We start from the raw sequence: 23,590 nt of genomic DNA, 5'->3' as shown, positions 1-23,590 counted from the left end.
GGGGATTATGCTAACTCAGGAAGAAATTTTAGAAATTCGAAAAGACTTTCCCTACTTGAGTCAAGAATGGGATAAGAAGATTGTCTACCTGGACAGTGCTGCTACAACACAAAAGCCCCAAGGGGTTTTAGATGCCCTGACAGACTACTATAAGTTTCAAAACGGCAACCCCCACCGAGGTGCTCACTACCTGGGCCAGGTGGCAACGGAAGTTTTTGAAGAGGGAAGACAGGTGGTGGCGGACTTTATTGGCGCCAAGAGCCCCAATGAAATTATCTTTACCAACAACACCACCCAGTCCTTAAACACCCTGGCCTATATCCTGGGCCTCAACAAGGTCAAGGAGGGGGATGAGATTGTCATCTCCATCCTGGAACACCATTCCAACCTCATCCCCTGGCAATATGTAGCAGAAAAAACCGGGGCCAAGTTGCGCTATATCTATATCGACAAGGATAGCAAGGAGTTAAGGGAAGAAGACCTGGACCAAGTCCTGACGGAAAAGACAAAAATTTTGGCCCTGACAGCCTCTTCCAACACCCTGGGAACCCTGCCCAAGGTAAAAGAGATTATCCAAAAGGCCAAGGCCAAATCCAAAGATATCTACACCATTGTAGATGGGGCCCAAGCAGTCCCCCACCACAAGGTGGACGTCCAAGATTTGGATTGTGACTTTTACACCTTTTCAGGCCACAAGCTTTTAGCTCCCATGGGGATTGGCGTCCTCTATGGCAAGGAAGAAAAACTCAATGACCTGCCCCCCTTCTTTTATGGCGGGGAAATGATTGAGTATGTCTACGAAGACCACTCCACCTTTTTAAAGGCCCCCATGCGGTTTGAAGCCGGGACCCAAAATGTGGGAGGAGTCAAGGGTCTGGTGGCGGCCATCCGCTACCTACAAGCCATTGGCCTGGATGAAATTGATGCCTATGAGGGCCAATTGACCCAGTACTGCTATGACCAGGTCAAGGATATGGACTTTTTAGACCTCTATACAGTGAAAAATAACCACAGGGGGTCTGTCATTACCTTTAACTTGGAGGGAATCCATCCCCATGATGTGGCATCCATTATGGATAGCTATGGCATTGCCATCCGGTCGGGCCACCATTGTACCCAACCCCTCCACCGCTATCTTGGAATCAATGCTTCTTGCCGGGCAAGCCTAGCCTTTTACAACACAAGGGAAGAAGTGGACCAATTTGTGACCCATTTAAACGATGTAAGGAGGATGATGGGACTTGGATCTAAGTAAAATTTATACAGAACTGGTATTGGAAGAAAGTCGCAACCCGAAAAATCGTCATGAGCTGGAAGGGTCAACCCATACAGAACCGGGCCACAACCCATCTTGTGGGGACGAAATTACCCTGCAATTAAAGGTCAAAGACGGCATTATTGAAGATGCAGCCTTTACCGGAAAGGGCTGTGCCATCTCCCAAGCCTCTACCTCCATTATGTGTGATACCATTCGGGGGAAAAAGGTGGAAGAAGGACGGGAGCTGGCTAAAAACTTTATCGGGATGATTAACGGGTCTGTCACTGCAAGAGAAGAATTGAAAAAACTGGGAGACGCCAGGGCCTTTGAATCCATTAAAAACCTCCCTGCCCGGGTAAAGTGTGCTGTTTTACCCTGGTACACCCTGGACCAAACCTTCCAGGAAGAAGAAAAATGACCCCAGGGTCATTTTTTCCTTTCTAGGAGCTTAAGATGTATTTTTTTGTCGCCCTGGGAGGGGCCCTAGGATCCAGCTTGAGGTATTTTTTAAGTAGGCAAATCAAGAGCCAGGGAGATTTTCCCTGGGCCACCTTTGCCATTAACCTCCTGGGAGCCTTTCTTTTGGCCTTGCTTTCCTTTTATGGAGAGAAAAGAGGCCTGGACCAAAGGATGGTGGCCTTTTTAAAGGTGGGATTTTGTGGAGGCTTTACCACCTTTTCCACCCTGGCCTTTGAGCTTTTTAACCTGGAAAGCAAGGGCCAGCTGGGCCTATCCATCCTCTATGGCCTGGCCAGCATTTTTCTGTCCATTCTATTGATTTATTTAGCCAGATATCTAGTTTTTCAATCCTCTTAAGGGGAGAAGATGAAAGGAGACTTTATGATTTACGACCATATCGTTCAAGATAGCCAAGGGAAGGACCTTTCCTTAAAAGACTACCAAGGCAAGGTCCTTCTCATTGTCAACACCGCTTCCAAGTGCGGCTTTACCAAACAATATGCAGGCCTTCAAGATCTCTATGAAAAATATAGGGACCGAGGCTTTGAAATTTTAGCCTTTCCCTGCAACCAATTTGGCCACCAAGAACCTGGGACCAACCAGGAAATCCAAAATTTTTGCACAGACTTGTTTTCTGTGACCTTTCCGGTCATGGGCAAGATTGACGTCAATGGAGAGGGAGAAAGTCCCCTCTATACAGACTTGAAGAAATCCCAAGGGGGTCTTTTGGGGTCAGCCATTAAGTGGAACTTCACCAAGTTTTTAGTGGATAGACAAGGAAGGGTTGTGGGACGCTTTGCCCCCACTACCAAGCCCCAGGACCTGGAAGAGGATATTGAAAAAATTCTTTAAGAAGTAGGAAAAATAAAAAAGATGCCGACCCGAATTGCGGGCCGGCATCTTTTCATATGAGCCATTTGTTGACCAGGGGAATTTTTGACAAGACCAGGTAGCTGAGAAGGGAAGGGACCAAGGTCATTAAGACCAGGACCGGAACCTGGAGCCCCAGGGGGAAGAGGGGGTAGATCCAGGCCTTTTCCATAAAAATCGTCAGGAAAAAGACGTGGGTCAGGTAGATGGCAAAGGAGGCCTTGGATAGGAATTGGGTCCAGTGCTTGCCTTTGTAGTGGAGGAGGAAGGTAAAATTCCCCAGGGCCAGGAAACAAACCCCCAGGCTGGTACCGGATAAAAAGGAAGTATTAAAGGTCTGAGAGTGGATGGAAAAAAAGTAGGAGCCAAAAAAGATGATTAGAAGGCCCAAGAGGGAAAAGACCAGGCCAGTTTTCTTGGTCGGGGGGTAGGTCAAGAGGTAGAAACCTAAAAAGCAATAGCCCAGCAAGGCCCAAGTAGACGAAATGGCCGCTTGTTGGATGGCCCCTGTCAAGAGACTAAAGGGCCAAAAAGACAGGACCTGCCAGTAGAGGATGCCGAAGACAAACCAAATTCCCAGGGCATATTGGAAGAGTTTTTTGTCCAGCTTGGCCACAAAGAGCCGGGCCACCGGCAGGCAGATATAGAAAAGTAGGATGACCACTAGGAAGTAGAGGTGGTACTTGTGGCGGAAGAGGGCCAGGTCATCAAGGGCGATTTTTATTTCAGCCCCTGAAAGAAATCCCTGGTTGGAGGCCAGAAAAGCCATGTCGAAGGTCTTGTAAAGGCTGGCCCAAAAGAAAAGGGACACAAGGATCCTGAGAATATTTTTCCCATAGAGCCTTTTTAGGGGGAGACTTTTCTCGGGGTTTAACATCAGGGCCCCGCTGGCCATAAAAAACAAGGGAACAGCCGATCGGCTGAGACTCCCCCAAAAAATCCCCCAAGTCCAGGGGGCAGACCCTACAGGATGGTCGTAAAAAATGCCACAGGCGTGGATACATAAAACACATAGGATGGCAAAGCTTTTAATCAAATCAATGGAAGGGTTCCGCCCTCCCAGGGCTAGAGTTTTTTCTTGGTCCATGATCTCCTCCTTAAATATGTTTATTTTACCATAAGCCAAAAAGAAGAGCAAAAGCGGAGAATTTTTACAGGTCCTTTCATTATGAAAGAAATGAAAAATGAGGAGAATAAAAATGGACAAGGTTTAAGGAAGGCTCGTGAAAAGACCTAAAAACAGGATAAGGCTTGCAAGGGGAAAAAAGAAAAATTAGGAAAAGCTAAAAATATAAAGGTCACCTGGCGGGAGCAAGAGAAGCTCTTAAGGACTGCAAGTCAGGCCAGGGCGGAGAAAGAGAGAAAATGAAGATCCCCAGACCCCTTTTGGGAAAGGAGACCCCACTTGGTAAAAATTTTCACAATTTACATTGCAATAAATAAAAAAATGGTGTATTATTAAATTACGATAAGTTCAAATGGTTTTAGGATAGAGGTTGCGGCAGAAGGGTAACGTACATAGTGAAGGTTTCTGTCGCCGATGGCATTGTTAATGCCAGGTTGCGTAAGAGTAGATTTTACCAACTGTCATATCTTGATGATATGGAGAGCTATTTTATTTAATGCATCCCCTGTGGTTGCTTTATTTAACTTAGGCTCTTTTTTCATGTTTGGACTTAGAGTTCAATGCTCATAGGCGTTTGTTGGAAGACAGGAAGCTACTTGCTTGACAAGGTCGGAGATCTTCGCTCAAAGATTTCTAAGAAGTCCTGTTGTGAAAACGTATTTTATGAATTTCAGGAGGTTATTATGGAAAAAGTTATGATTCGTTTAAGAATGAGTGCAGGAGACGCTCATTATGGTGGAAATTTAGTTGACGGAGCACACATGTTAGCCCTTTTTGGTGATGTTGCTACAGAACTATTGATTCGTGAAGATGGAGATGAAGGTTTATTCTTCAAATATACGGATGTAGACTTCTTGGCACCTGTTCATGCTGGAGACTATATTGAAGCTGTAGGTTACATTTCTGAAAAAGGTAACACTTCTAGAAAAATGGAATTTGAAGCTCGCAAAGTAATTACTTCTAGACCAGACATCTCTGCATCTGCTTGCGATGTTTTGGAAGAACCAGAAATCGTATGTAAGGCAAAGGGTATCTGTGTAACTCCAAAAGATTGCCAAAGGAAGTAAATATGGAAAAATTAATTATTACAGCAGCTATTTGCGGGGCTGAAGTTACAAAAGAACAAAATCCAAACGTTCCATATACTGTAGAAGAAATTCAAAGAGAAGCTAAGTCAGCTTATGACGCTGGAGCCAGCATCATCCACTTACACGTACGTGAAGATGATGGAACTCCAACGCAAAGCAAGGCTCGTTTTAAAGAATGTATGGATGCAATTCGCGAAGTTTGCCCGGATGTTATTATCCAACCATCCACTGGTGGTGCAGTAGGAATGACAGACCTTGAACGTCTGGAACCAACTGAACTCGGACCGGAAATGGCAACCTTGGACTGCGGTACTTTAAACTTTGGTGGGGACGAAATCTTCATCAATACAGAAAATACCATTAAAAACTTCGGTAAAATTATGATTGAACGCGGGGTAAAACCTGAAATTGAAGTTTTTGACAAGGGAATGGTAGACCTTGCCATCCGTTACCACAAACAAGGCTTTATTAAAGCCCCCATGCACTTTGACTTTGTACTAGGTGTACAAATGACAGCTACTGCAAGGGACCTGGTAATTATGGCAAACTCAATTCCTGAGGGATCTACTTGGACTGTTGGTGGCGTTGGTCGCTATCAAATCCCCATGGCTTGCCTGGCAATTGTTATGGGTGGAAATGCCCGGGTTGGATTTGAAGATAATGTTTACCTTGAAAAGGGTGTTTTAGCAAAATCAAATGGAGAATTGGTTAAGAAGGTTGTAGACATGGCCAAGTTATTGGGCCGTGAAGTTGCAACTCCGGCTGAAGCTCGTGAAATTTTAGGCTTGAAACCATTATCTAAATAGTTTTAATCATGCTTTAGGGAGGTTTTTATGGATAAAGTTATAAGTGTTAAAGAAGCTGTTTCAAAAATCAAGGATGGGGATACCATCATGGTCGGGGGCTTCCTGGGCTGTGGAACTCCACATCATTTGATCAACTACATTGCAAATGAAACAGATCTTAAGGATTTAACAATCATCGGCAATGATACTGCCTACATTGACTACGGCATTGGTCTTTTAATTAAGAACAAGCAAGTCAAACACTTCATTGGATCTCATATTGGTACCAACAAGGAAACTGGTCGCCAAATGAATGAAAATGAAACAAAGGTTACCTTGGTACCCCAAGGAACTTTGGCTGAAAGAATTCGTGCAGGCGGATATGGCCTGGGCGGTGTCTTAACAGGCACTGGCGTTGGAATTCCTGAAATCGAAGAAGGTAAGCAAATTGTTGAAGTTCAAGGAAAGAAATACATCCTTGAAGAACCGCTTCATGCTGATTTTGCCTTACTGTGTGGACATGAAGTTGACAAGTACGGAAATACTAAATATAGAGGATCTGCCTTAAACTTTAACGGAGTCATGGCTTTTGCTGCAGACACAGTTATTATGGAAGCAGACCATTTAGTAGATATCGGGGAAATCGACAGCAATGAGATGGTAACACCAGGTGTCGTCGTCGATTATATTGTTGAAGGGAGTCCATTAACGAATGAAAGATAAACAACAAATTAAAGAATTCATAGCAGAACGTGTAGCCAAGGAATTTGGCGATGGCGATGTCGTAAACTTGGGGATTGGCCTTCCAACACTTGTATCTCACTATATTCCAAAAGATGTGCATGTAGTATTCGATTCTGAAAATGGCTACACAGGTGCAGGACAAAAACCTCAAGAAGGCGAAGAAAATCCCTATCTAATTGATGCAGGTGGCGGAGCCGCTACCATTAGACCCTTTGGTTGCTTCTTCGGAAGTGATGTAAGTTTTGGTCTAATCCGTGGAGGTCACGTTGACTACACTGTTTTAGGGGCCTTGCAAGTAGATGAAAAAGGAAACCTTGCCAACTACATGATTCCAGGAAAAATGGTTCCTGGCATGGGTGGAGCAATGGACCTTGTATCTGGAGCAAAGCATGTAATTATTGCCATGGAACACACTCAAAAAGGAAACCACAAAATCCTTAAAGAATGTACTCTTCCAATGACTGGTCGTAACTGCGTTTCTTTGATTATCACTGAAATGGGCGTTATGAAACCAACGGAACACGGCTTAGAATTACTTGAACTAGCTGAAGATGTAACTTTAGATGAAATCAAAGCAGCGACAGGTTGCGAACTGATTGTTCCCGACGACCTTCCTGTTATGAAATAAAGAAAATATTTAAAAGGAGTGATCTTATGAAAAAAGGAAACAAATACGGTACTCACCGGGTTATTGAACCCAAAAATGTATTACCACAACCAGCAATTAAAGTAGACAACGACATGGAAATCTATGACAACGAAATCAGAATTGATGTTCAAACTTTAAACATTGACTCTGCATCCTTTACTCAAATCTACAATGCTGCAGGCAAAGACGTTGAAGAAACTAAAAAAAGCATCTTAAAAATTGTTGCAGACCGTGGGAAACACCAAAACCCAGTAACTGGATCTGGTGGAATGCTCATCGGTACTGTTGAAGCTGTTGGACCTGCCCTAGAAGGCAAAACAGATCTTAAAGTTGGCGACAAAATTGCTACTTTAGTATCTCTTTCCTTAACCCCACTTCGCATTGACGAAATCATTGAAATTCGTCCAGAAATCGACCAAGTAGATATCAAGGGTAAGGCTATTCTTTTTGAATCTGGTATCTATGCCAAGATTCCAAGTGACCTGCCAGAAAATCTTGTACTTTCTGTACTTGACGTTGCAGGTGCTCCAGCACAAACTGCTAAAATTGCTAAATCAGGCGAAACTGTTGCCGTTATCGGTGGACCAGGTAAAGCTGGTATGCTTTGCTTATACGAAGCAAAACGTCGTGTTGGCCCCACTGGTAAAGTTATCTGCTTAAACTATGACGACACTCGTTTTAAAGAAATTAAAGAAATGGGTCTTGCTGATGTATGCATCGAAGCAGACGCTACTGACGCTGTTGGAACCTTAAAGAAAATCGAAGAAGCTACTGATGGACAACTTTGCGATGTTGTTATTAACTGCGTAAACGTTGAAAACACTGAAATGGCTTCCATCCTTGCTACAAAAGATGACGGACTTGTTTACTTCTTCAGTATGGCTACAAGCTTCACTAAGGCTGCCCTAGGAGCTGAAGGTGTTGGTAAAGACGTCAACATGATGATTGGTAATGGTTATACTAAGGGCCATGGCGAAATCACTCTTCAAATCATGAGAGAATGTAAACCACTTAGAGACTTATACGAAAAACTTTTTGCCTAAGCAAATAAAGGGGAGAAAAAATGAGAAATTTTAGAGAAATCGAACTTTACAAAGATGTAACAGATGAACAATGGAATGATTGGCACTGGCAAGTTCAAAATCGTATCAGCGATGTTGAAACTTTAGGAAAAATTTTCGAATTAACTGAAGAAGAAAAAGAAGATATCCAACAAGTACTAAACAAATTCCGCATGGGTATTACACCTTACTATGCAAGTTTAATCGATCCATCTAACCCAAAAGACCCAGTAAGACTTCAAGCAATTCCATCAGGATTAGAAACACACATTGCCGGATCTGACTTGGCTGACCCACTTCACGAAGATGAAGATTCACCAGTTCCAGGATTAACTCACCGTTATCCAGACCGTGTTCTTTTCTTAATCACAGACATGTGCTCCATGTACTGTAGACACTGTACACGTCGTCGTTTCGCAGGAAGCCATGACTCTGGTGTAACAAAAGACCGTTTGGATGCATGTATTGACTATATCCGCAAGACTCCTGTTGTTCGTGACGTACTTCTTTCCGGTGGGGATGCTTTAATGGTATCTGACGAACGTCTAGAATATGTTATCAGCGAACTTCGCAAAATCGACCACGTTGAAATCATTCGTATTGGATCCAGAACTCCAGTTGTTTGCCCACAACGTATCACAGACGATTTAGTTAACATGTTGAAAAAATACCACCCAATCTGGTTAAACACTCACTTCAACCACCCACAAGAAATCACAAAAGAAAGTGCTGAAGCTTGTGCTAAATTAGCCGATGCAGGGATTCCACTTGGAAACCAATCTGTATTACTTCGCGGTGTAAATGACTCAGTAAGAACAATGAGAACCCTAGTACAAAAACTAGCTGCTATTCGCGTTCGTCCTTACTACATCTACCAATGTGACCTTTCCATGGGTATCGAACACTTTAGAACGAAAGTTGCTAAAGGGATCGAAATTATTGAAGGATTACGTGGCCATACTTCCGGATACTGCGTACCAACTTTCGTAGTTGACGCTCCTGGTGGAGGAGGAAAAACTCCAGTTATGCCACAATATATTATTTCTCAATCTCCAACCAAGATCTGCTTGAGAAACTACGAAGGGGTTATCACAACCTACACAGAACCAAACTATGTAGTTGATGAAGATCCATTCTACACTGAAGCTGAAGCAGACGATGGTATTAGCGAATTACTAAAAGGTGATGAAGTAAGAGCTCAAGAACCAGCCCACTTACGCCGTCACGAAAGAAACAAATAAGAACATTTAGAGGTGTACCATGTCTTTTCTTGAGGAAGTTACAAAAAAATATCAAACCATGTCCATTATCGGCATGAGTAAGAACTCAGGAAAGACGGTGACCTTGAACCACATCCTCAGTATGGCCGATGAAGAAGAAATCCCTGTGGGGATTACTTCCATCGGCCGTGATGGGGAAAGGATGGATATTGTTACGGAAACTGAAAAGCCAACAATCTATTTAACGAGAGGAAACTTCGTAGCAACAACGACGGAATTACTAAAACTTTCAGATGCAGTAGTTGAAATCCTAGAGATGACGTCCTACGAGACCCCTCTAGGATCCGTCCTATTAGGCCGGGTCAAATATGATGGCTATATTCAAATTTCCGGACCACAAACCCTGGCAGAATCAAAAGTTGTTTTGGACAAGATGCTTGACTACGGGGCAAGGCTCTCCATCTTAGATGGGGCCATTGACCGCAAGACATCTGCCGCACCTGAAATTACCCAATGTGCAGTCCTGGCAGCTGGAGCCAGCGTTCATCGGTCAATGACAGAAGTTGTCAAAAAGACAGCCTATGTCGCCAGTCTCTTCTCACTACCGGTGATTGATATCCACCGGGAAGAAATTGCAGACCTCTTCCAAAGAGATAGCTATGCAATCATCTCCCAAGATGGATCGGTCAAAGAAATTCCACTGCAAACCAGTTTAAATGCCGGCAAGAGAATTGCTGCTGAATTTAAAAAAGACAGCAAAATAGTCGTTCTTTCAGGAGCCCTAACAGGAAAGACTCTCTTGGACCTGGTCCAATCCACCAGTCAATTACAAGAGATGATTTTTGTCGTCAAGGACGCAACAAAGATCTTTGTCGAAGAACGGGACCTCAAAAGATGCCAACGCAAGGGACTTAACCTGGCCATTTTCCATAAGTCGGACCTGGTTTTGGTTACCGTAAACCCCTATGCAACCCAAGGCTATCGATTTGACCCCTTCCTCTTTAAAGAATCCATGCAAACGGCCTTAAAAGGAATACCGGTGGAAGATGTAATGATGGGAGAATCTTCATGAAAAGAGTAAAAAAAGTTGAAGACATATTGGACTTCACCTGGTGTTTACAAAGAATCAGCACCCAGACACCCTATGGCCTGGACTATAAAAAGGCCATCAAGCCCTATCCAAGAGGGGCTGAAAAGTATTTGGAAAAGGCCCTGGACCAAGTAGAAGCCTATATGAACTACTTGTCTTCCTTGGAATCAACCATGCGGCTTGCTGATATCCTACACTGTGCCAAGGATATCCGCTTTTCCATTCAACGGTCTGTGGAAGAAAACGTCCTGTCAGAAGTTGAACTCTTTGAAATCAAAGCCTTTATCTTTTTACTGGATGATTTGAAGGCCTATCTTGAATCCAGCCATGCGCCATATTTCGAAGAAACAGACATTCAAACCATACCGGAATTGACCCAACTTTTGAATCCAGAAGGGTCCAGTCGAGACACCTTCTACATCTATGATTCCTATTCAGAAGAGTTGGCCAGGATCCGGGATGAAATTTCAACCGTCAATCGAGACGTGCGCATTGCCATTCGAAACTACCGAAAGAAGATCCAAGCCGACTATCAAATTTCCTTAAACCCGGACCAGTCAATTATTGTTTCCAAGAGTAACGAAGAGTTAAAAAACAGGGTGGAAAACTGCCCCTACTTAACCTTTGCATCGGAATCCTATTCCAACCTGGTTTATACACTGAAAAAAGAAGATGCACTCTACCAACAAGAAGCAAAAATTGACCAATTAAAAGAAGCGGAAGAACGGGAAGAATTCAATATCCGTCAAGAAATCACGGCTAAAATAGCCAGTTACAACAAAGAAATTACAACAAATATCCACCACCTTGCAAACCTAGATTTGACTTTGGCTAAAGCAAAATTTTCATTAGAAATAAAAGGGGTAAAGCCAAAGATCCTACAAGAACATCGAATCGAACTTTGCGAGGGAAGACACCCGAAGATTGAACACAATCTTCAAAAAAGCAACTTAAAATTCACACCAATTTCCATATCTGTAGAAGAAGGAGTAACCTGTATTACAGGGGCCAACATGGGAGGTAAAACAATTAGTTTAAAGCTCTTAGGGCTATTAGCTTACTTAGGTCAATGTGGCATCCTTGTTCCTGCAAAATCCATGGAAATGGGGTTAAATGAGTATATATTCACATCAATAGGCGACGAACAATCAACAGATTCAGGATTGTCCACCTTTGGTGCAGAAATCGCCCAAGTAGTCAAGGCACTGGATAAGAGTAAAGATCCCGGATTAATCTTAATTGATGAATTAGCCCGTGGCACCAACCCCATCGAGGGGTATGCCATAAGCCTATCCATTGTCCACAAGCTACAAAGTGCTTCTGCAATTACCGTGTTGACAACCCACTTTGACAAGGTTACCGACCTAGAAGGGGTTCGCCACCTACAAGTTATTGGACTTTCCGACTTTGACTTTGATGACGAAAGCAAGCAAGATGTTGAAGATAAACTAAAAATATTAAACAAGTATATGGACTATCGCTTAAAAGAAGTACCTCGTTCCAACGATGTACCTAAGGATGCAATCCAAATCGGAAAGATTATGGGATTGCCTCAAGATGTGATTGAGTACGCTGAAAAAACTTTAAAAAATGGATGGTGAAACAATGGGGAAACTAAATTTAGACCAAAAACTAATTGATTCTTCAAGAAGTGCTGCGGCCCGGATTGCTGACCAAGTGCAAGAATTTATCGATGCACATACAACAGTATCTACAGAAAGAGCCGTTCTTAGACTTTTTGGAGTTGATGGTGAAGACCAAGACAAGGTTCCAATGCCAAATGTTGTCGTAGACCAAATCCACGACGAAGGCAAATTGGGTCGTGGGATAAGTTATTACTTAGGAAATGCCATGATCGAAACCGGCATGAGCCCACAAGAAATAGCTGAAGACATTGCAGCAGGCAACTTAAACATATTAGAACTAAAGGAACATCCTTTAGAAGAAGTTAAAAAAGTAATTTTTGACCTTGCCAAAGAACGCATGAAAATAGTAGATGCGTCCAGAGATAAACGGAAAGAATACATCGATAGAATCGGACAAGGAGAACAACCCTGGTTATATGTTATCGTAGCAACTGGTAACATCTACGAAGATATTGTTCAAGCTAAATCAGCCGCTCTTGAAGGTGCAGATATCGTAGCTGTAATCCGTACAACAGGACAATCCTTATTGGACTTCGTACCCTACCATGCTCCAACAGGAGGGTTCGGGGGAACCTATGCAACCCAAGAAAACTTCCGCTTAATGCGTGAAGCCCTAGATGAAGTTGGAGAAAGAGAAGGCGGAAAATACGTCCGAATCTGTAACTACTGTTCAGGACTTTGTATGCCAGAAATCGCAGCCATGGGAGCCATGGAACGTCTAGACGTTATGTTAAATGACGCCCTTTACGGGATCCTCTTCCGTGATATCAACATGCAACGGACCCTGGTTGACCAATACTTCTCTCGTGTAATCAACGGTTATGCAGGAATTATTATCAACACCGGTGAAGATAACTATTTAACAACAGCTGATGCCTTTGAAGAAGCCCATACAGTACTTGCTTCCCAATACATGAATGAACAATTCGCCTTAAAAGCAGGTCTTCCCGAAGAACAAATGGGTCTTGGTCACTGCTTTGAAATGGATCCAGAGATTACCAATGGATTCGTCTACGAATTAGCCCAAGCACAAATGGCAAGACAAATCTTCCCTGATGCACCCTTAAAATACATGCCCCCAACAAAATTCATGACAGGTAACATCATTCGGGGTCACATTCAAGATGCCCTCTTTAATGTTGTATCCATTATCACAAAACAAGGTCTGCAATTATTAGGTATGTGGACAGAAGCCGTTCATACACCTCACTTACACGACCGTTACCTGGGAATTGAAAATGCCGAATACATCTTTAACAATATGAAAAACCTAGGCGATGAAATTGAATTCAAACCAGGTGGAATGATGGAACAACGTGCCCATGAAGTTATGGACAAGGCAGACGACCTACTCGTTCAAATTGAAAAAGACGGTATCTTCAAGACCATTGAAGAAGGTAAATTTGGTGATGTTAAACGGGCTCGCGATGGCGGTAAAGGTCTCGAAGGCGTTGCCAAGAAAACCGAAGGATACTTCAATCCATTCATTACTCTTATGTTAGGGAGGGAAGACGCATGACAGCTGGAATGAAATTAAATACAAATATGAACGAGGAAGCACAAGAGGTAGATTTAACAGCCGTTAAACCTTATGGTGATGCTTTAAATGATGGAATGGTTCAAATGTCATTCACACTTCCAGTGCCCCCGGGATTAGAAGCCACAGAAGCAGCAAAACAAATCGTTTTAAAACAAGGCTTCAAAGATCCAAGCGTTGTTTACAGCAAGGGTCTAGGAATTCCCTACACCTACTTTGTTGTCTATGCAAAAATGCCTGTAACCATCGACTATACAAAAATCTATGTACCAAAAGTAGATACAGAAGTTCTCTCTCGTGGAGAAGTTGAAGAATTCATTAAAGAAAACATCGGCCGCGACATCGTCATTGTCGGCGCATGTACCGGTACAGATGCCCATACAGTAGGGATCGATGCCATCATGAACATGAAGGGCTTTGCCGGTCACTACGGATTGGAACGTTACGAAGGAATTGAAGCCATCAACATGGGATCCCAAGTTCCCAACGAAGAACTTGTTGCAAAAGCCATTGAAGTCAATGCCGATGCAATTTTAGTTTCTCAGGTTGTAACCCAAAAAGATGCCCATATTCCAAACCTTGCTGAACTCGTTGAATTAGTTGAAGCAGAAGGTATTCGGGACAAGGTCATCCTGGCTTGCGGTGGACCTCGTGTAGGCTACGAATTGGCTAAAGAATTAGGCTACGATGCCGGATTCGGTCAAGGAACCTTCGCAGAAGACGTAGGAACCTTCGTAGCAGAAAAAGTTGCCGAAAAAATTAAAGCACAAAAAGAAAAAGAGGGTAAATAAGCATCCTCTTTAGACGGGAATCGGTCCTTAGGCCGGTTCCTTTTTTTTGTCATTAGAAAACCCCCGGTCTAACCTGTGGTGACCCCATAAAGTTGGACCAAATACCAGAGAGAATTTATATTTTCTGGTTCTATAATAAATGTTGGGGTCCCCCTAGACTCCAACATTTATTTTTTGCCATAAAAAATGCACTTATCTCTTTTTTCCTTTACAATAAAGTTACCACAACAAAATGAAAGGGTGAGATAAGTGCAAAACTATAATAACACAGATTTATTGAATTTAAAAGGTATCGTAGTATCTTGTATCGTATTAATCTAAGAATTCAAGAAAGGTTTTGTCTTGTTTGTGGTCGCAAAAGCAGTTATATCTATGATTGCCGGATCTAAAAGATTCAGAATAGGATTCTTTAAGCGAGGTTTTTGAGAGAAGTGCAATATCTAATTACACCTGAATAGATTGAACAAATAAAGTATAAAGGGTACTTTATCTTAGTAAAGTATATATAATTACATATTGGAAAAAGCTTGTATTTCAATGAGATAATGATTATAATTAAATTGATATTACATGTAAATAAGAATACTTTTTATGTTCTTGCGAAAACTTCGTAAGCTAAGATGGAAGCTGGTGTAAATCCAGCACGGTCCCGCCGCTGTAAATGAGGAGTCTATCTTAATCACGCCACTGTTTAATTGCTAGATTGAATGGGAAGGCCAGGTAGATGAGGATTCATAAGTCAGAAGACATGCATAAAAGAGACACTAGAAATTGCGAGGAAACGATTTTCTATACACTGACGTAAAAACGGGCGTTGATTTTTTCAATGGCCGTTTTTTGTTGTCTAAAAATGATGCCCCACACTAGATTGACCCGGTGGACAAGACCGGGCTTCTTATAGAAGGAGGAAGTATTCATGAAAAATTTCAGGAGATTAAAGGAAAGAGGGGGGAGGAGGAAATAGATGCACTGAGATAGGTAAAAAGATGGAAGGTAAAAAAGAAAAAATATACTTTTTGGACCATGCTTAAAAGACAAAGAAAGTAAAAATTATCGAAGGTCGAAAAAATGCATGATGCAAGGAAGAGGAAGGAGACAAAGATGAAAAAAAGACTTGTCAGCTTATTTTTGGCTTTGGCAATCATCGTTACCATGATGCCCTATAACTTGTGGGCTCGAGAAGGTGGTGGCTTGGAAGATCAAAAAAATAGGATGGCTGAAATCCTAGAAACAACTCAAAAAACTCTTCTAGGGAATAAATCAAGTTATAATTACGAAGAAGTTTTGGCTCTTCTACAAGGGGGAGAAAAGAAAGAATTCTTAAAATCTAAGGCCACTGATGAAACAAAGTGGAGCGAGAATCCAAACTATAAATCTGCTAAGAATGTAATTATGGCCTTGGCCCTGGGAGAAGACCCTAACCAGCTTTTTGGAAAAGAAAATTTAAATAAATTAATGGAAGATGGGCTTCAAGGAGCTAACACAGATGAACAATACTTCATTAATGCTATTGCCCTAATCTTAGCTGAAAGAAAAGACCAGGTAGAACTTTCTGGACTCAAGGGAAGAATTAATGGCTTACAACGCATTAATGGGAATAAGTACTTGGGAGTATTGAGTTTAGCCCTTTATGACAAAAAAGACCAAGACCTAAAAAATTATAAATTTGAAATGATTTCGAACATGGATGACCAGGGTGTTCTTATCAACCTTGAAACAACATCCAGGGCCATTCAAGCCCTCTATGCCATGGGAGAGGATCCTTACCATGTAAAAAATCCACAAGGGAAGACTCTTGTAGATGGCCTGGAATCTCTATATCGTGGAGAGGGGAAATTTGCTGCGACAGGAGGTCTTCAATATGGACAAGAATCCAATCCTCCTTACTATGCCTTGGCAGACTTGGCGGCGGGATCTTCTGCTTATGGAAAACTATTAAAATCTGAAGAGGGTCCAAATATTCCGGAAGAGCCTGGACAACCGGCTCGCATTGTCCTATCTTTTGCTGGGGGACAACAAGTTAGCCCATTAAAAGAAGGAGGACAACAAGTTATTCTTGCCAAAGTATACGATGCCAAGGGGAAAGCCTTAGAAAATGAAGAAGTAACCTATCAATCCTTGAACTCCCAAGTATTAAAATACTTAGAAGGGAATACTTTTCAGGCTCAAGCTGTTGAAAAAGACACCTGGGTCACGGTTACAGCAAGCTCTAAGACAAAGCCTGAAATAACAGGCGAAATTCAAGTTTTGGTGACAAAGAAGACGAGTTCAAATCCTGCAGGAGCCTTTACCTATGAAATAAATCATGACAATAAAGGAGTGACGATAACAGGCTATAGGGGGAAGAACCCGGAAAGACTGGTAATACCTGGGGAAATTGAAGGAAAACCAGTAACTAAAATAGGGAAAGAAGCATTTAAATATGGTGCTTTTGGCAATGGAAAAATAGAAACAGCGATTACCTCCTTGGAACTACCTGATACATTGGAAGAAATTGACAACAATGCCTTTAGGGGAAATAAATTTGCCAGTTTAGTTTTTCCTAAATCTTTAAAAATAATAGGGGAAGCGGCTTTTGAGTCTAATAATTTAGAAAGCATAGACCTTCCTGAAGGCTTAGAGACAATAAAGGAAGCAGCTTTTTCCTATAATAGTAAACTGAAGACTGTAAAACTTCCAAGTACCATTAAGGAAATACAAGGAGGCGCTTTTAGGAAGTGCCAAATCGAAGAATGTACCCTTCCGGCAGGTGTGGAAAAATTAGGAAAAGGAAGTCCGACAAACTCCTATGGGATATTCAATGAAAACTACCAGGCTGAGGATGCAAAAAAACTTCGCTTAACCAAGGTCTATGACCAGTCAGACCAAGCAGTGCCTGAAAACACGCATGGAGTCATCAACCCAGTTAAGGTGACGATAAAGTATGTAGACAAGGCCACGAACAAGGATATATTAGATCCTGAAACCATTGTAGGAAGAGAACTGTATAAGATTAGGAACTTAGATATGACTTTTCCTGTTCCTAAAATAGCTGATGGCAGTGGAAAAAATTTAATAGACTATACCCTTGATTTAGATAGGAATTTTGACCAGGTTTTCGCGAAAAAAGACATTTTTGAAAAATTTACTGAAAATTACTTTACAAGAGGTAAAGAATACACCTTCAAAGCAAAAGACAAGGCTGGCTATACTAAACCGGCAGATATTACCAAGTCTTTTGATGGAAAAACCGGAGAAGTTGTCTTTGAATATAGCCCCAAAGTGGCAAAGAAAAAACTCAGCCTAAATGGTGAAGGGCTAAGTAGTCAACCGGGAGCAGGAGACCTGGAACCAGGGCAAGAAATTCAAGTGTCCATTAAGCCCCCTGCTGGCAAAAAACTCAAGGCCTTTAAGGTCAACGGCCAAGACAAGACACAGGACCTCAAGGGATCTCCAATTGAATACAGTTATAGCTTTACCTTAAAAGAAAATACGACTCTGGCAGTAGAATATGAAGCTATAAGCTATACAAAGGACTTAGACTTAAAAATTACTGAAGGAAAGAAAGATCGCTACCGGATTGGAGACAAATTAACTCTGCAAGTTCTCTACCATGGACAAGAACTTTCTTTAAAGAATGACAAGCTAAGCCTGGAAGTGGTCCCGGAAGATGGGGTACGCTTGGATAAGGCAACGGGTCAAGTTATTTTAGTTAAGTCCGGAGATTTTAAGATTAATGCTAAAATAAAGGAAGAAAGTTTAACAGACGGACTTTCCTTGCCAGTAGATTCTGTTAAGCTAAAAGTTCGGATTGAAGGGTCTGGGGAAACTATTTTAAAACCAACAAACCTTGAAATTACCAATCTGAATTTAAAACAAGGTTATGACTACTATACAAACCTTTCCTTTGACCAGCCGGTAGCCAGTCTAGCCCTTGTAGCTGGTGCAAAGGCAGCAAATATTGACACCACAGATCGGCAAAAATTTGATATGCAAGGTCAGGGAACCTTCCTCAAAACTCTGGGAAATTATACAGGAGGAGACAGCACAACACCGGCAGATAATATTTATGGTGGCTGGACCTATTATGTAAATAACAAATTTCCATTACTAGCATCAGGCTTAGGGGCAGGTATAAGTCAGTATGTTGTTCAAGATGGGGATTATATTAACTTCTCCTATATGGACAACTATAAATTCAGCTCTTATGTCTATTTTGAACCGGAAGAATATGAAGTAGAGGCCGGTCAGGAATTAAACCTCCAATTAAACCGGCTAGACGTTGAGGGAATGGGATCTACACCGACAAGCCTTGAAGGAATAGCTCTTTTAAATAACGGGAAAAAACTCTTGGATTCTCAAGGAAAGGCCTATAAAACGGATGAACAAGGGAAAGTGACAATCAAGCTTGACAAGCCGGGGACCTACGATCTATCAGCAGAGAAGTTCCAAAAGAATTCGATTCCTGCTGCTGGAGGAGAAAAAGAAATCCAACAAATGGCAATTTCCAGGCCCTATGCCAAGGTGGTTGTCAAGGAAAAACCAGAACAAGCAATTGATATTCCGGACCCTGTCCTAAGAAAAGCAATTTTGGATAAGCTAGAACTGGAAGATGGAGATGCTATTACAGAAAAAGATATGAAGGACTTAACCAACCTTTATATCTTCAAAACAAGTGGTGAGGTCAAAACACTAGAGGGTTTAGAGTATGCTGAAAATTTAAAAAGACTAACTATTAACGGGAGTCCCCATTTAGATAGCTTAAAACCCATTAGCAAGCTTTCTAAACTAGAAAAGTTAAACCTCAATAGCAACGAATTGACCAATGAAAAAATCAAGGACCTAGCAGGCCTTGAAGGGTCAAGTTTAAAAGATTTAAGTCTGGACTCCAATCTTTTGACGGATATTTCTCCCTTGGGAGATTTAATCCAAGGGCTGGAAAGTTTTAGTTCTACAAGCAATACAGTTAAACTTGGTGGAGAAGAGAACATCTTTGAATTTTTCACAAGGGACTGGAAAAATCAACCAGTGGGTTATATCATCCCACAACCAGTCAAAGACACTGTGACAATAGATGAAGGCTCTGATCCAAACATAATTCGGGTCCTAAAGAAAAGTGACCAAGAGATTAAAATTTTTTATGAATCAAAAAATAACCAACGTTATGTAAAAGAATTTGGAGGAAATATTTATATTTCAACAGATCAAATGGTCTTTACAGATAAGGTAAAGGTCACATTTGATCCGGACAATGGAGGTCCTATTCAAGAGAGGTCAATAACTAGGGGTAAGGTATACAGCCTAGGTATTCCTGCACCGGAAAAGCCGGGATGGAAGTTTTTAGGTTGGTATGAAGTCAAGAGCGATGGAAGCCTAGACAATGAAGCCTTTGACTTTACAAGGCCCTTGGAAAAAGACTATAAGCTTAAGGCAAAGTGGGAACAAAACATTGAAAATATAACGGTAACCTTTGACCGGGGTTTAGACTTTGGATCTCCCATAGTTAAAGAAATAAAACAAGGAAGCCCAGTGGAAGCCTTAGAAGTTAAAAAGTTTGGCTATATTTTTAAAGGCTGGCACCAAGTGATGGAAGATGGACAAGTCAGTCCTCAAGCCTTTGATTTTAGTCAAAAAATAGAAAAAAACATCACTTTAAAGGCCCTTTGGGAAAAAGATCCGGACACTTCCTTCACAGTAAACAAGTACCGGGAAAAACTTCTTGAATACTATGAAACTGTCCGTAAGTATGATGATAAGTATCCCAATCAACTAACAGCAAAAGAAACAGCCGCCCTAACTAAAGCAGGATTTGTTCCTGGAGCTGATTGGAAAACTAACGATGATTATATGGAAGACTACCCTGATAAGAAGGGATACTTTGGCGCCAAGGCTCAGCAGGCCCTCATTCTAATAGACTTAGATAAAGATCCTAGAAACTATAAGGGACAAGATATTTTGGCAGACCTGGTGAAGGGCTTGAATAATCCCAACATGCTAGCAGAAGATAACAATACAAACTACCTTCGTGCTCTTATAGCAGTAAATAAATACAATCAAAAGGGAACAAAACCAATTGATTACGATAGAGACCAGGTATTTAAAAACCTTAAATCTATGGTGGCAGAAGATGGAGGAATCAAGGGAAATAGTGACTCTGGCACAAGCATCAATACCGCTTTAATGCTTCAAGCCATGGAATATATGCCAGATAGTCAAGATAAGACGGATTTAATCAATACTTGTCTTAAGTATTTACAAAATATTCGTAAGAGCAACCATGCGATTTATACCACCATTCAAACAACAGCCTACCAAGGAGAAATATTGAAGGGATTACTGGCTGTTGGAGAAGATCCAACAAGTCCTAAATGGCAATCAGGAGATAGGAATCCTATCGAAGTCCTTTTTGATTTTGTGAGACCAGATGGATCCTTTAAAAATGCAGAATCAGACAGTGAAACAAGTCGGTCATGGTTAGCTGCAAACTTATCAAATGTAGAGACCCTCAATACTTTAATTGAAAAGGGTTATGGAAACTATCAAATTAAGAGTGTAAACCTAGATGAAAATGGAGAAGTTGTTCTTAAAGATCCACCTGTTTACCATACACTGACAATTGAAGTTGAGCCAAAGCAAGCACAGGTTCTTGTAACAAAAATGGATGGAACTAAAGTATTTTCTTACAAGAAAAACCCTGAAGATCCAGACAATGTTTATAAGTTAGCAGCTGGGCAGTATAAGATTAAAGTTACTGAAGAAGGCTACAAACCAGAAGAACAGACTCTGGACCTTGCAGGGGATAAGACTGTAAAGATTCAACTTAAGGTGGATAAGACCAAGCTAGAAGAAGCCATTGCCAAAGCTGAAAAAGTGAAGAAGGCAGACGAAACTAGCCAAGATGGGACAGATGTAGCTACAGACAAGACCTGGGTTACCCCGAAAGTCAAGGAAGCATTTGACCAAGCACTGAAGAATGCAAAGGAAGTGAATGCTGACACTGAAGCCACAAAAGACAAGGTCAACCAAGCAACAAGGGCCCTAGAAGAAGCTATAAAGAACTACCAACCTACAAAGGGTGGCCAAACAATTGAGAAAAAAACAGAAGTAAAAACAGAGGTTATACCCTTTGAAAAGAAAGTAGTGAAAGATTCTTCCCAATATGAAGATTACAAGCAACTGGTGCAAAAAGGGAAAAACGGTGAAAGAAAAATTACTGAGGAAGTCACCTATGTAAATGGAAAAGAAATAGCAAGAAAGGAACTTTCTAGTGAAGTAACAATAAAGTCGGTAGATGAAATTGTTTGTGTGGGAACAAAGAAGGCAACAGAGCCAAGTCCATCGATTGGGACCCGCAAGCCAAGGCCATCCCAAAAGCCAACAATAAGTCAACCCATTCAAGACATAAGGACAGAAGAAAAGAAAGAGGACAGTATCACTGTAAAAGCAAGAAGTCCTTTTGATAAGATGACAGATCTTGTAAACCATTGGGCAAAAAACGTCATTAAGTATGTCATGGNAAGACCAAGCTAGAAGAAGCCATTGCCAAAGCTGAAAAAGTGAAGAAGGCAGACGAAACTAGCCAAGATGGGACAGATGTAGCTACAGACAAGACCTGGGTTACCCCGAAAGTCAAGGAAGCATTTGACCAAGCACTGAAGAATGCAAAGGAAGTGAATGCTGACACTGAAGCCACGAAAGACAAGGTCAACCAAGCAACAAAGGCCCTAGAAGAAGCGATAGCCGCCTACAATCCACAAAAAGGAACAAAAGAAACAGTTCCTCCTGTGGATAAGACCAAGCTAGAAGAAGCCATTGCCAAAGCTGAAAAAGTGAAGAAGGCAGACGAAACTAGCCAAGATGGGACAGATGTAGCTACAGACAAGACCTGGGTTACCCCGAAAGTCAAGGAAGCATTTGACCAAGCACTGAAGAATGCAAAGGAAGTGAATGCTGACACTGAAGCCACAAAAGACAAGGTCAACCAAGCAACAAAGGCCCTAGAAGAAGCGATAGCCGCCTACAATCCACAAAAAGGAACAAAAGAAATAGTTCCTCCTGTGGATAAGACCAAGCTAGAAGAAGCCATTGCCAAAGCTGAAAAAGTGAAGAAGGCAGATGAAACTAGCCAAGATGGGACAGATGTAGCTACAGACAAGACCTGGGTTACCCCGAAAGTCAAGGAAGCATTTGACCAAGCACTGAAGAATGCAAAGGAAGTGAATGCTGACACTGAAGCCACAAAAGACAAGGTCAACCAAGCAACAAGGGCCCTAGAAGAAGCTATAAAGAACTACCAACCTACAAAGGGTGGCCAAACAATTGAGAAAAAAACAGAAGTAAAAACAGAGGTTATACCCTTTGAAAAGAAAGTAGTGAAAGATTCTTCCCAATATGAAGATTACAAGCAACTGGTGCAAAAAGGGAAAAACGGTGAAAGAAAAATTACTGAGGAAGTCACCTATGTAAATGGAAAAGAAATAGCAAGAAAGGAACTTTCTAGTGAAGTAACAATAAAGTCGGTAGATGAAATTGTTTGTGTGGGAACAAAGAAGGCAACAGAGCCAAGTCCATCGATTGGGACCCGCAAGCCAAGGCCATCCCAAAAGCCAACAATAAGTCAACCCATTCAAGACATAAGGACAGAAGAAAAGAAAGAGGACAGTATCACTGTAAAAGCAAGAAGTCCTTTTGATAAGATGACAGATCTTGTAAACCATTGGGCAAAAAACGTCATTAAGTATGTCATGGATCAAGGCTACTTTACTGGAACAAGTGAAACAACTTTTTCTCCAGATCGGCCCATCACTCGTGGAGAATTTGTTACCGTCTTAGGTCGTAGGGCCAAAATTGATGCAAACAAATATCCAAAGAGCAAAATGCTTGATATGGAACCAGGAGCCTATTATGAGCCCTATATTAACTGGGCCCTATCGGAAGGTATCCTTCAAGGAGTAGGAGGACAAAAGGTAGAACCGAACCGAAGAATTACAAGAGAAGAAATGGCCACAATACTCAATCGATACCTGGAAAAACAAAATAAAACCTATACAAGACAAAAATTCACTATTTATGTAGATCACAAGAAAATATCCTCCTGGGCTGAAGAAGCTGTAAGTAAATTAAGCCGAGAAGGGTTATTAGCAGGACGAGACAACCATTACTTTGTTCCTAAGGGGAATTTCACCAGAGGAGAAGCCGCTCAAGTTTTATATAACGTGGACAAGAAGTAATGAATTAACAGGAAAAATTATGAGCCTTCATTGTGAAGGCTCATAATTAAAATGAAT

The 23,590-nt window shown here is 41.6% G+C and carries 17 protein-coding genes and 1 riboswitch; of the genes, 16 read left to right on the top strand and 1 reads right to left on the bottom strand.

The genetic code is table 11. From position 1 onward, the window contains the following. The first annotated feature begins 7 nt into the window (after positions 1-7). Genes BQ7400_RS06130 through BQ7400_RS06115 form a run of 4 tightly spaced genes read left to right on the top strand, consistent with a single transcriptional unit; the run spans position 8 to position 2,569 of the window. Entirely contained in the window at positions 8-1,255 is a 1,248-nt protein-coding gene (locus tag BQ7400_RS06130) for a SufS family cysteine desulfurase (protein WP_072469804.1), read from the top strand. Continuing rightward, positions 1,242-1,676, top strand: a complete 435-nt coding sequence (gene sufU / locus BQ7400_RS06125) for a Fe-S cluster assembly sulfur transfer protein SufU (protein WP_072469803.1) — start codon at positions 1,242-1,244, stop codon at positions 1,674-1,676. Before BQ7400_RS06130 ends, sufU begins: the two co-directional genes overlap by 14 nt. A 35-nt stretch (positions 1,677-1,711) precedes the next feature. Continuing rightward, the gene (gene crcB / locus BQ7400_RS06120) at positions 1,712-2,074 is read left to right on the top strand and encodes a fluoride efflux transporter CrcB (protein ID WP_072469802.1); all 363 of its coding nucleotides are present in this window, start codon (positions 1,712-1,714) and stop codon (positions 2,072-2,074) included. Positions 2,075-2,098: 24 nt separating this feature from the next. Continuing rightward, positions 2,099-2,569: a glutathione peroxidase gene (locus tag BQ7400_RS06115; RefSeq protein WP_072470455.1), complete on the top strand. Its 471-nt coding sequence runs from the start codon at positions 2,099-2,101 to the stop codon at positions 2,567-2,569. A 52-nt stretch (positions 2,570-2,621) separates the two neighbouring features. Here the strand turns inward: BQ7400_RS06115 and BQ7400_RS06110 are convergent, their stop codons facing one another. Next, positions 2,622-3,674: an acyltransferase gene (locus BQ7400_RS06110; RefSeq protein WP_072469801.1), complete on the bottom strand. Its 1,053-nt coding sequence runs from the start codon at positions 3,672-3,674 to the stop codon at positions 2,622-2,624. Between the two features lie 722 nt (positions 3,675-4,396). On the opposite strand from BQ7400_RS06110, the gene kal reads away from it, so the two are divergent. From kal to BQ7400_RS06050, 12 genes are all read left to right on the top strand, one after another. Next, positions 4,397-4,780, top strand: a complete 384-nt coding sequence (kal, locus tag BQ7400_RS06105; RefSeq protein WP_034437486.1) for a 3-aminobutyryl-CoA ammonia lyase — start codon at positions 4,397-4,399, stop codon at positions 4,778-4,780. 2 nt (positions 4,781-4,782) lie between these two features. After that, positions 4,783-5,607 (top strand): 3-keto-5-aminohexanoate cleavage enzyme, encoded by an 825-nt coding sequence (kce, locus tag BQ7400_RS06100; protein WP_034437487.1) that lies wholly within the window; start codon positions 4,783-4,785, stop codon positions 5,605-5,607. Positions 5,608-5,634: 27 nt separating this feature from the next. Further along, positions 5,635-6,309 carry a CoA transferase subunit A gene (locus BQ7400_RS06095; protein WP_034437488.1) on the top strand — a complete coding sequence of 225 codons (675 nt, stop codon included), beginning with the start codon at positions 5,635-5,637 and terminating at the stop codon, positions 6,307-6,309. Beyond that, on the top strand, positions 6,299-6,958 hold the full coding sequence (locus BQ7400_RS06090) for a 3-oxoacid CoA-transferase subunit B (RefSeq protein WP_034437489.1): 660 nt from the start codon (positions 6,299-6,301) through the stop codon (positions 6,956-6,958). Before BQ7400_RS06095 ends, BQ7400_RS06090 begins: the two co-directional genes overlap by 11 nt. Positions 6,959-6,984: 26 nt before the next feature. Further along, a complete protein-coding gene (gene kdd / locus BQ7400_RS06085; protein ID WP_034437490.1) occupies positions 6,985-8,022 on the top strand; it encodes an L-erythro-3,5-diaminohexanoate dehydrogenase in 1,038 nt (345 codons plus the stop codon). A gap of 20 nt (positions 8,023-8,042) precedes the next feature. Then, a complete protein-coding gene (gene kamA / locus BQ7400_RS06080; protein WP_072469800.1) occupies positions 8,043-9,281 on the top strand; it encodes a lysine 2,3-aminomutase in 1,239 nt (412 codons plus the stop codon). Positions 9,282-9,300: 19 nt separating this feature from the next. Beyond that, on the top strand, positions 9,301-10,332 hold the full coding sequence (kamB, locus tag BQ7400_RS06075; RefSeq protein ID WP_034437493.1) for a lysine 5,6-aminomutase reactivase subunit KamB: 1,032 nt from the start codon (positions 9,301-9,303) through the stop codon (positions 10,330-10,332). Beyond that, on the top strand, positions 10,329-11,951 hold the full coding sequence (kamC, locus tag BQ7400_RS06070; RefSeq protein WP_072469799.1) for a lysine 5,6-aminomutase reactivase ATPase KamC: 1,623 nt from the start codon (positions 10,329-10,331) through the stop codon (positions 11,949-11,951). Before kamB ends, kamC begins: the two co-directional genes overlap by 4 nt. Positions 11,952-11,955: 4 nt before the next feature. Further along, positions 11,956-13,515, top strand: coding sequence for a lysine 5,6-aminomutase subunit alpha (gene kamD, locus BQ7400_RS06065; RefSeq protein WP_072470454.1), 1,560 nt, complete (start codon positions 11,956-11,958; stop codon positions 13,513-13,515). Then, positions 13,512-14,324 carry a lysine 5,6-aminomutase subunit beta gene (kamE, locus tag BQ7400_RS06060; RefSeq protein WP_034437496.1) on the top strand — a complete coding sequence of 271 codons (813 nt, stop codon included), beginning with the start codon at positions 13,512-13,514 and terminating at the stop codon, positions 14,322-14,324. The genes kamD and kamE overlap by 4 nt, the downstream gene beginning before the upstream one ends. A gap of 574 nt (positions 14,325-14,898) precedes the next feature. Next, positions 14,899-15,094: riboswitch (cobalamin riboswitch) on the top strand. 298 nt (positions 15,095-15,392) lie between these two features. Continuing rightward, positions 15,393-21,833 carry a leucine-rich repeat protein gene (locus tag BQ7400_RS06055; RefSeq protein ID WP_083553282.1) on the top strand — a complete coding sequence of 2,147 codons (6,441 nt, stop codon included), beginning with the start codon at positions 15,393-15,395 and terminating at the stop codon, positions 21,831-21,833. 26 nt (positions 21,834-21,859) lie between these two features. Continuing rightward, positions 21,860-23,533, top strand: coding sequence for an S-layer homology domain-containing protein (locus BQ7400_RS06050; RefSeq protein ID WP_072469797.1), 1,674 nt, complete (start codon positions 21,860-21,862; stop codon positions 23,531-23,533). Positions 23,534-23,590: the final 57 nt, after the last annotated feature.

Source organism: Urinicoccus massiliensis, from assembly GCF_900120405.1.
GTDB classification, from domain to species: Bacteria; Bacillota; Clostridia; order Tissierellales; family Peptoniphilaceae; genus Urinicoccus; species Urinicoccus massiliensis.
The sequence above is the reverse complement of the archived record's forward strand: the minus strand, read 5'-3'. Positions and strand labels throughout refer to the sequence as shown.

Excerpts from the sequence above, each read along its gene's own strand:
- BQ7400_RS06130 (WP_072469804.1), top strand. The coding sequence starts at position 8 with ATGCTAACTCAGGAAGAAATTTTAGAAATTCGAAAAGACTTTCCCTAC.
- kal (WP_034437486.1), top strand. The coding sequence starts at position 4,397 with ATGGAAAAAGTTATGATTCGTTTAAGAATGAGTGCAGGAGACGCTCAT.
- kamC (WP_072469799.1), top strand. The coding sequence starts at position 10,329 with ATGAAAAGAGTAAAAAAAGTTGAAGACATATTGGACTTCACCTGGTGT.
- BQ7400_RS06095 (WP_034437488.1), top strand. The coding sequence starts at position 5,635 with ATGGATAAAGTTATAAGTGTTAAAGAAGCTGTTTCAAAAATCAAGGAT.
- kamD (WP_072470454.1), top strand. The coding sequence starts at position 11,956 with ATGGGGAAACTAAATTTAGACCAAAAACTAATTGATTCTTCAAGAAGT.
- kdd (WP_034437490.1), top strand. The coding sequence starts at position 6,985 with ATGAAAAAAGGAAACAAATACGGTACTCACCGGGTTATTGAACCCAAA.
- kamE (WP_034437496.1), top strand. The coding sequence starts at position 13,512 with ATGACAGCTGGAATGAAATTAAATACAAATATGAACGAGGAAGCACAA.
- BQ7400_RS06110 (WP_072469801.1), bottom strand. The coding sequence starts at position 3,674 with ATGGACCAAGAAAAAACTCTAGCCCTGGGAGGGCGGAACCCTTCCATT.
- kamA (WP_072469800.1), top strand. The coding sequence starts at position 8,043 with ATGAGAAATTTTAGAGAAATCGAACTTTACAAAGATGTAACAGATGAA.
- kamB (WP_034437493.1), top strand. The coding sequence starts at position 9,301 with ATGTCTTTTCTTGAGGAAGTTACAAAAAAATATCAAACCATGTCCATT.
- BQ7400_RS06115 (WP_072470455.1), top strand. The coding sequence starts at position 2,099 with ATGATTTACGACCATATCGTTCAAGATAGCCAAGGGAAGGACCTTTCC.
- BQ7400_RS06090 (WP_034437489.1), top strand. The coding sequence starts at position 6,299 with ATGAAAGATAAACAACAAATTAAAGAATTCATAGCAGAACGTGTAGCC.
- kce (WP_034437487.1), top strand. The coding sequence starts at position 4,783 with ATGGAAAAATTAATTATTACAGCAGCTATTTGCGGGGCTGAAGTTACA.
- crcB (WP_072469802.1), top strand. The coding sequence starts at position 1,712 with ATGTATTTTTTTGTCGCCCTGGGAGGGGCCCTAGGATCCAGCTTGAGG.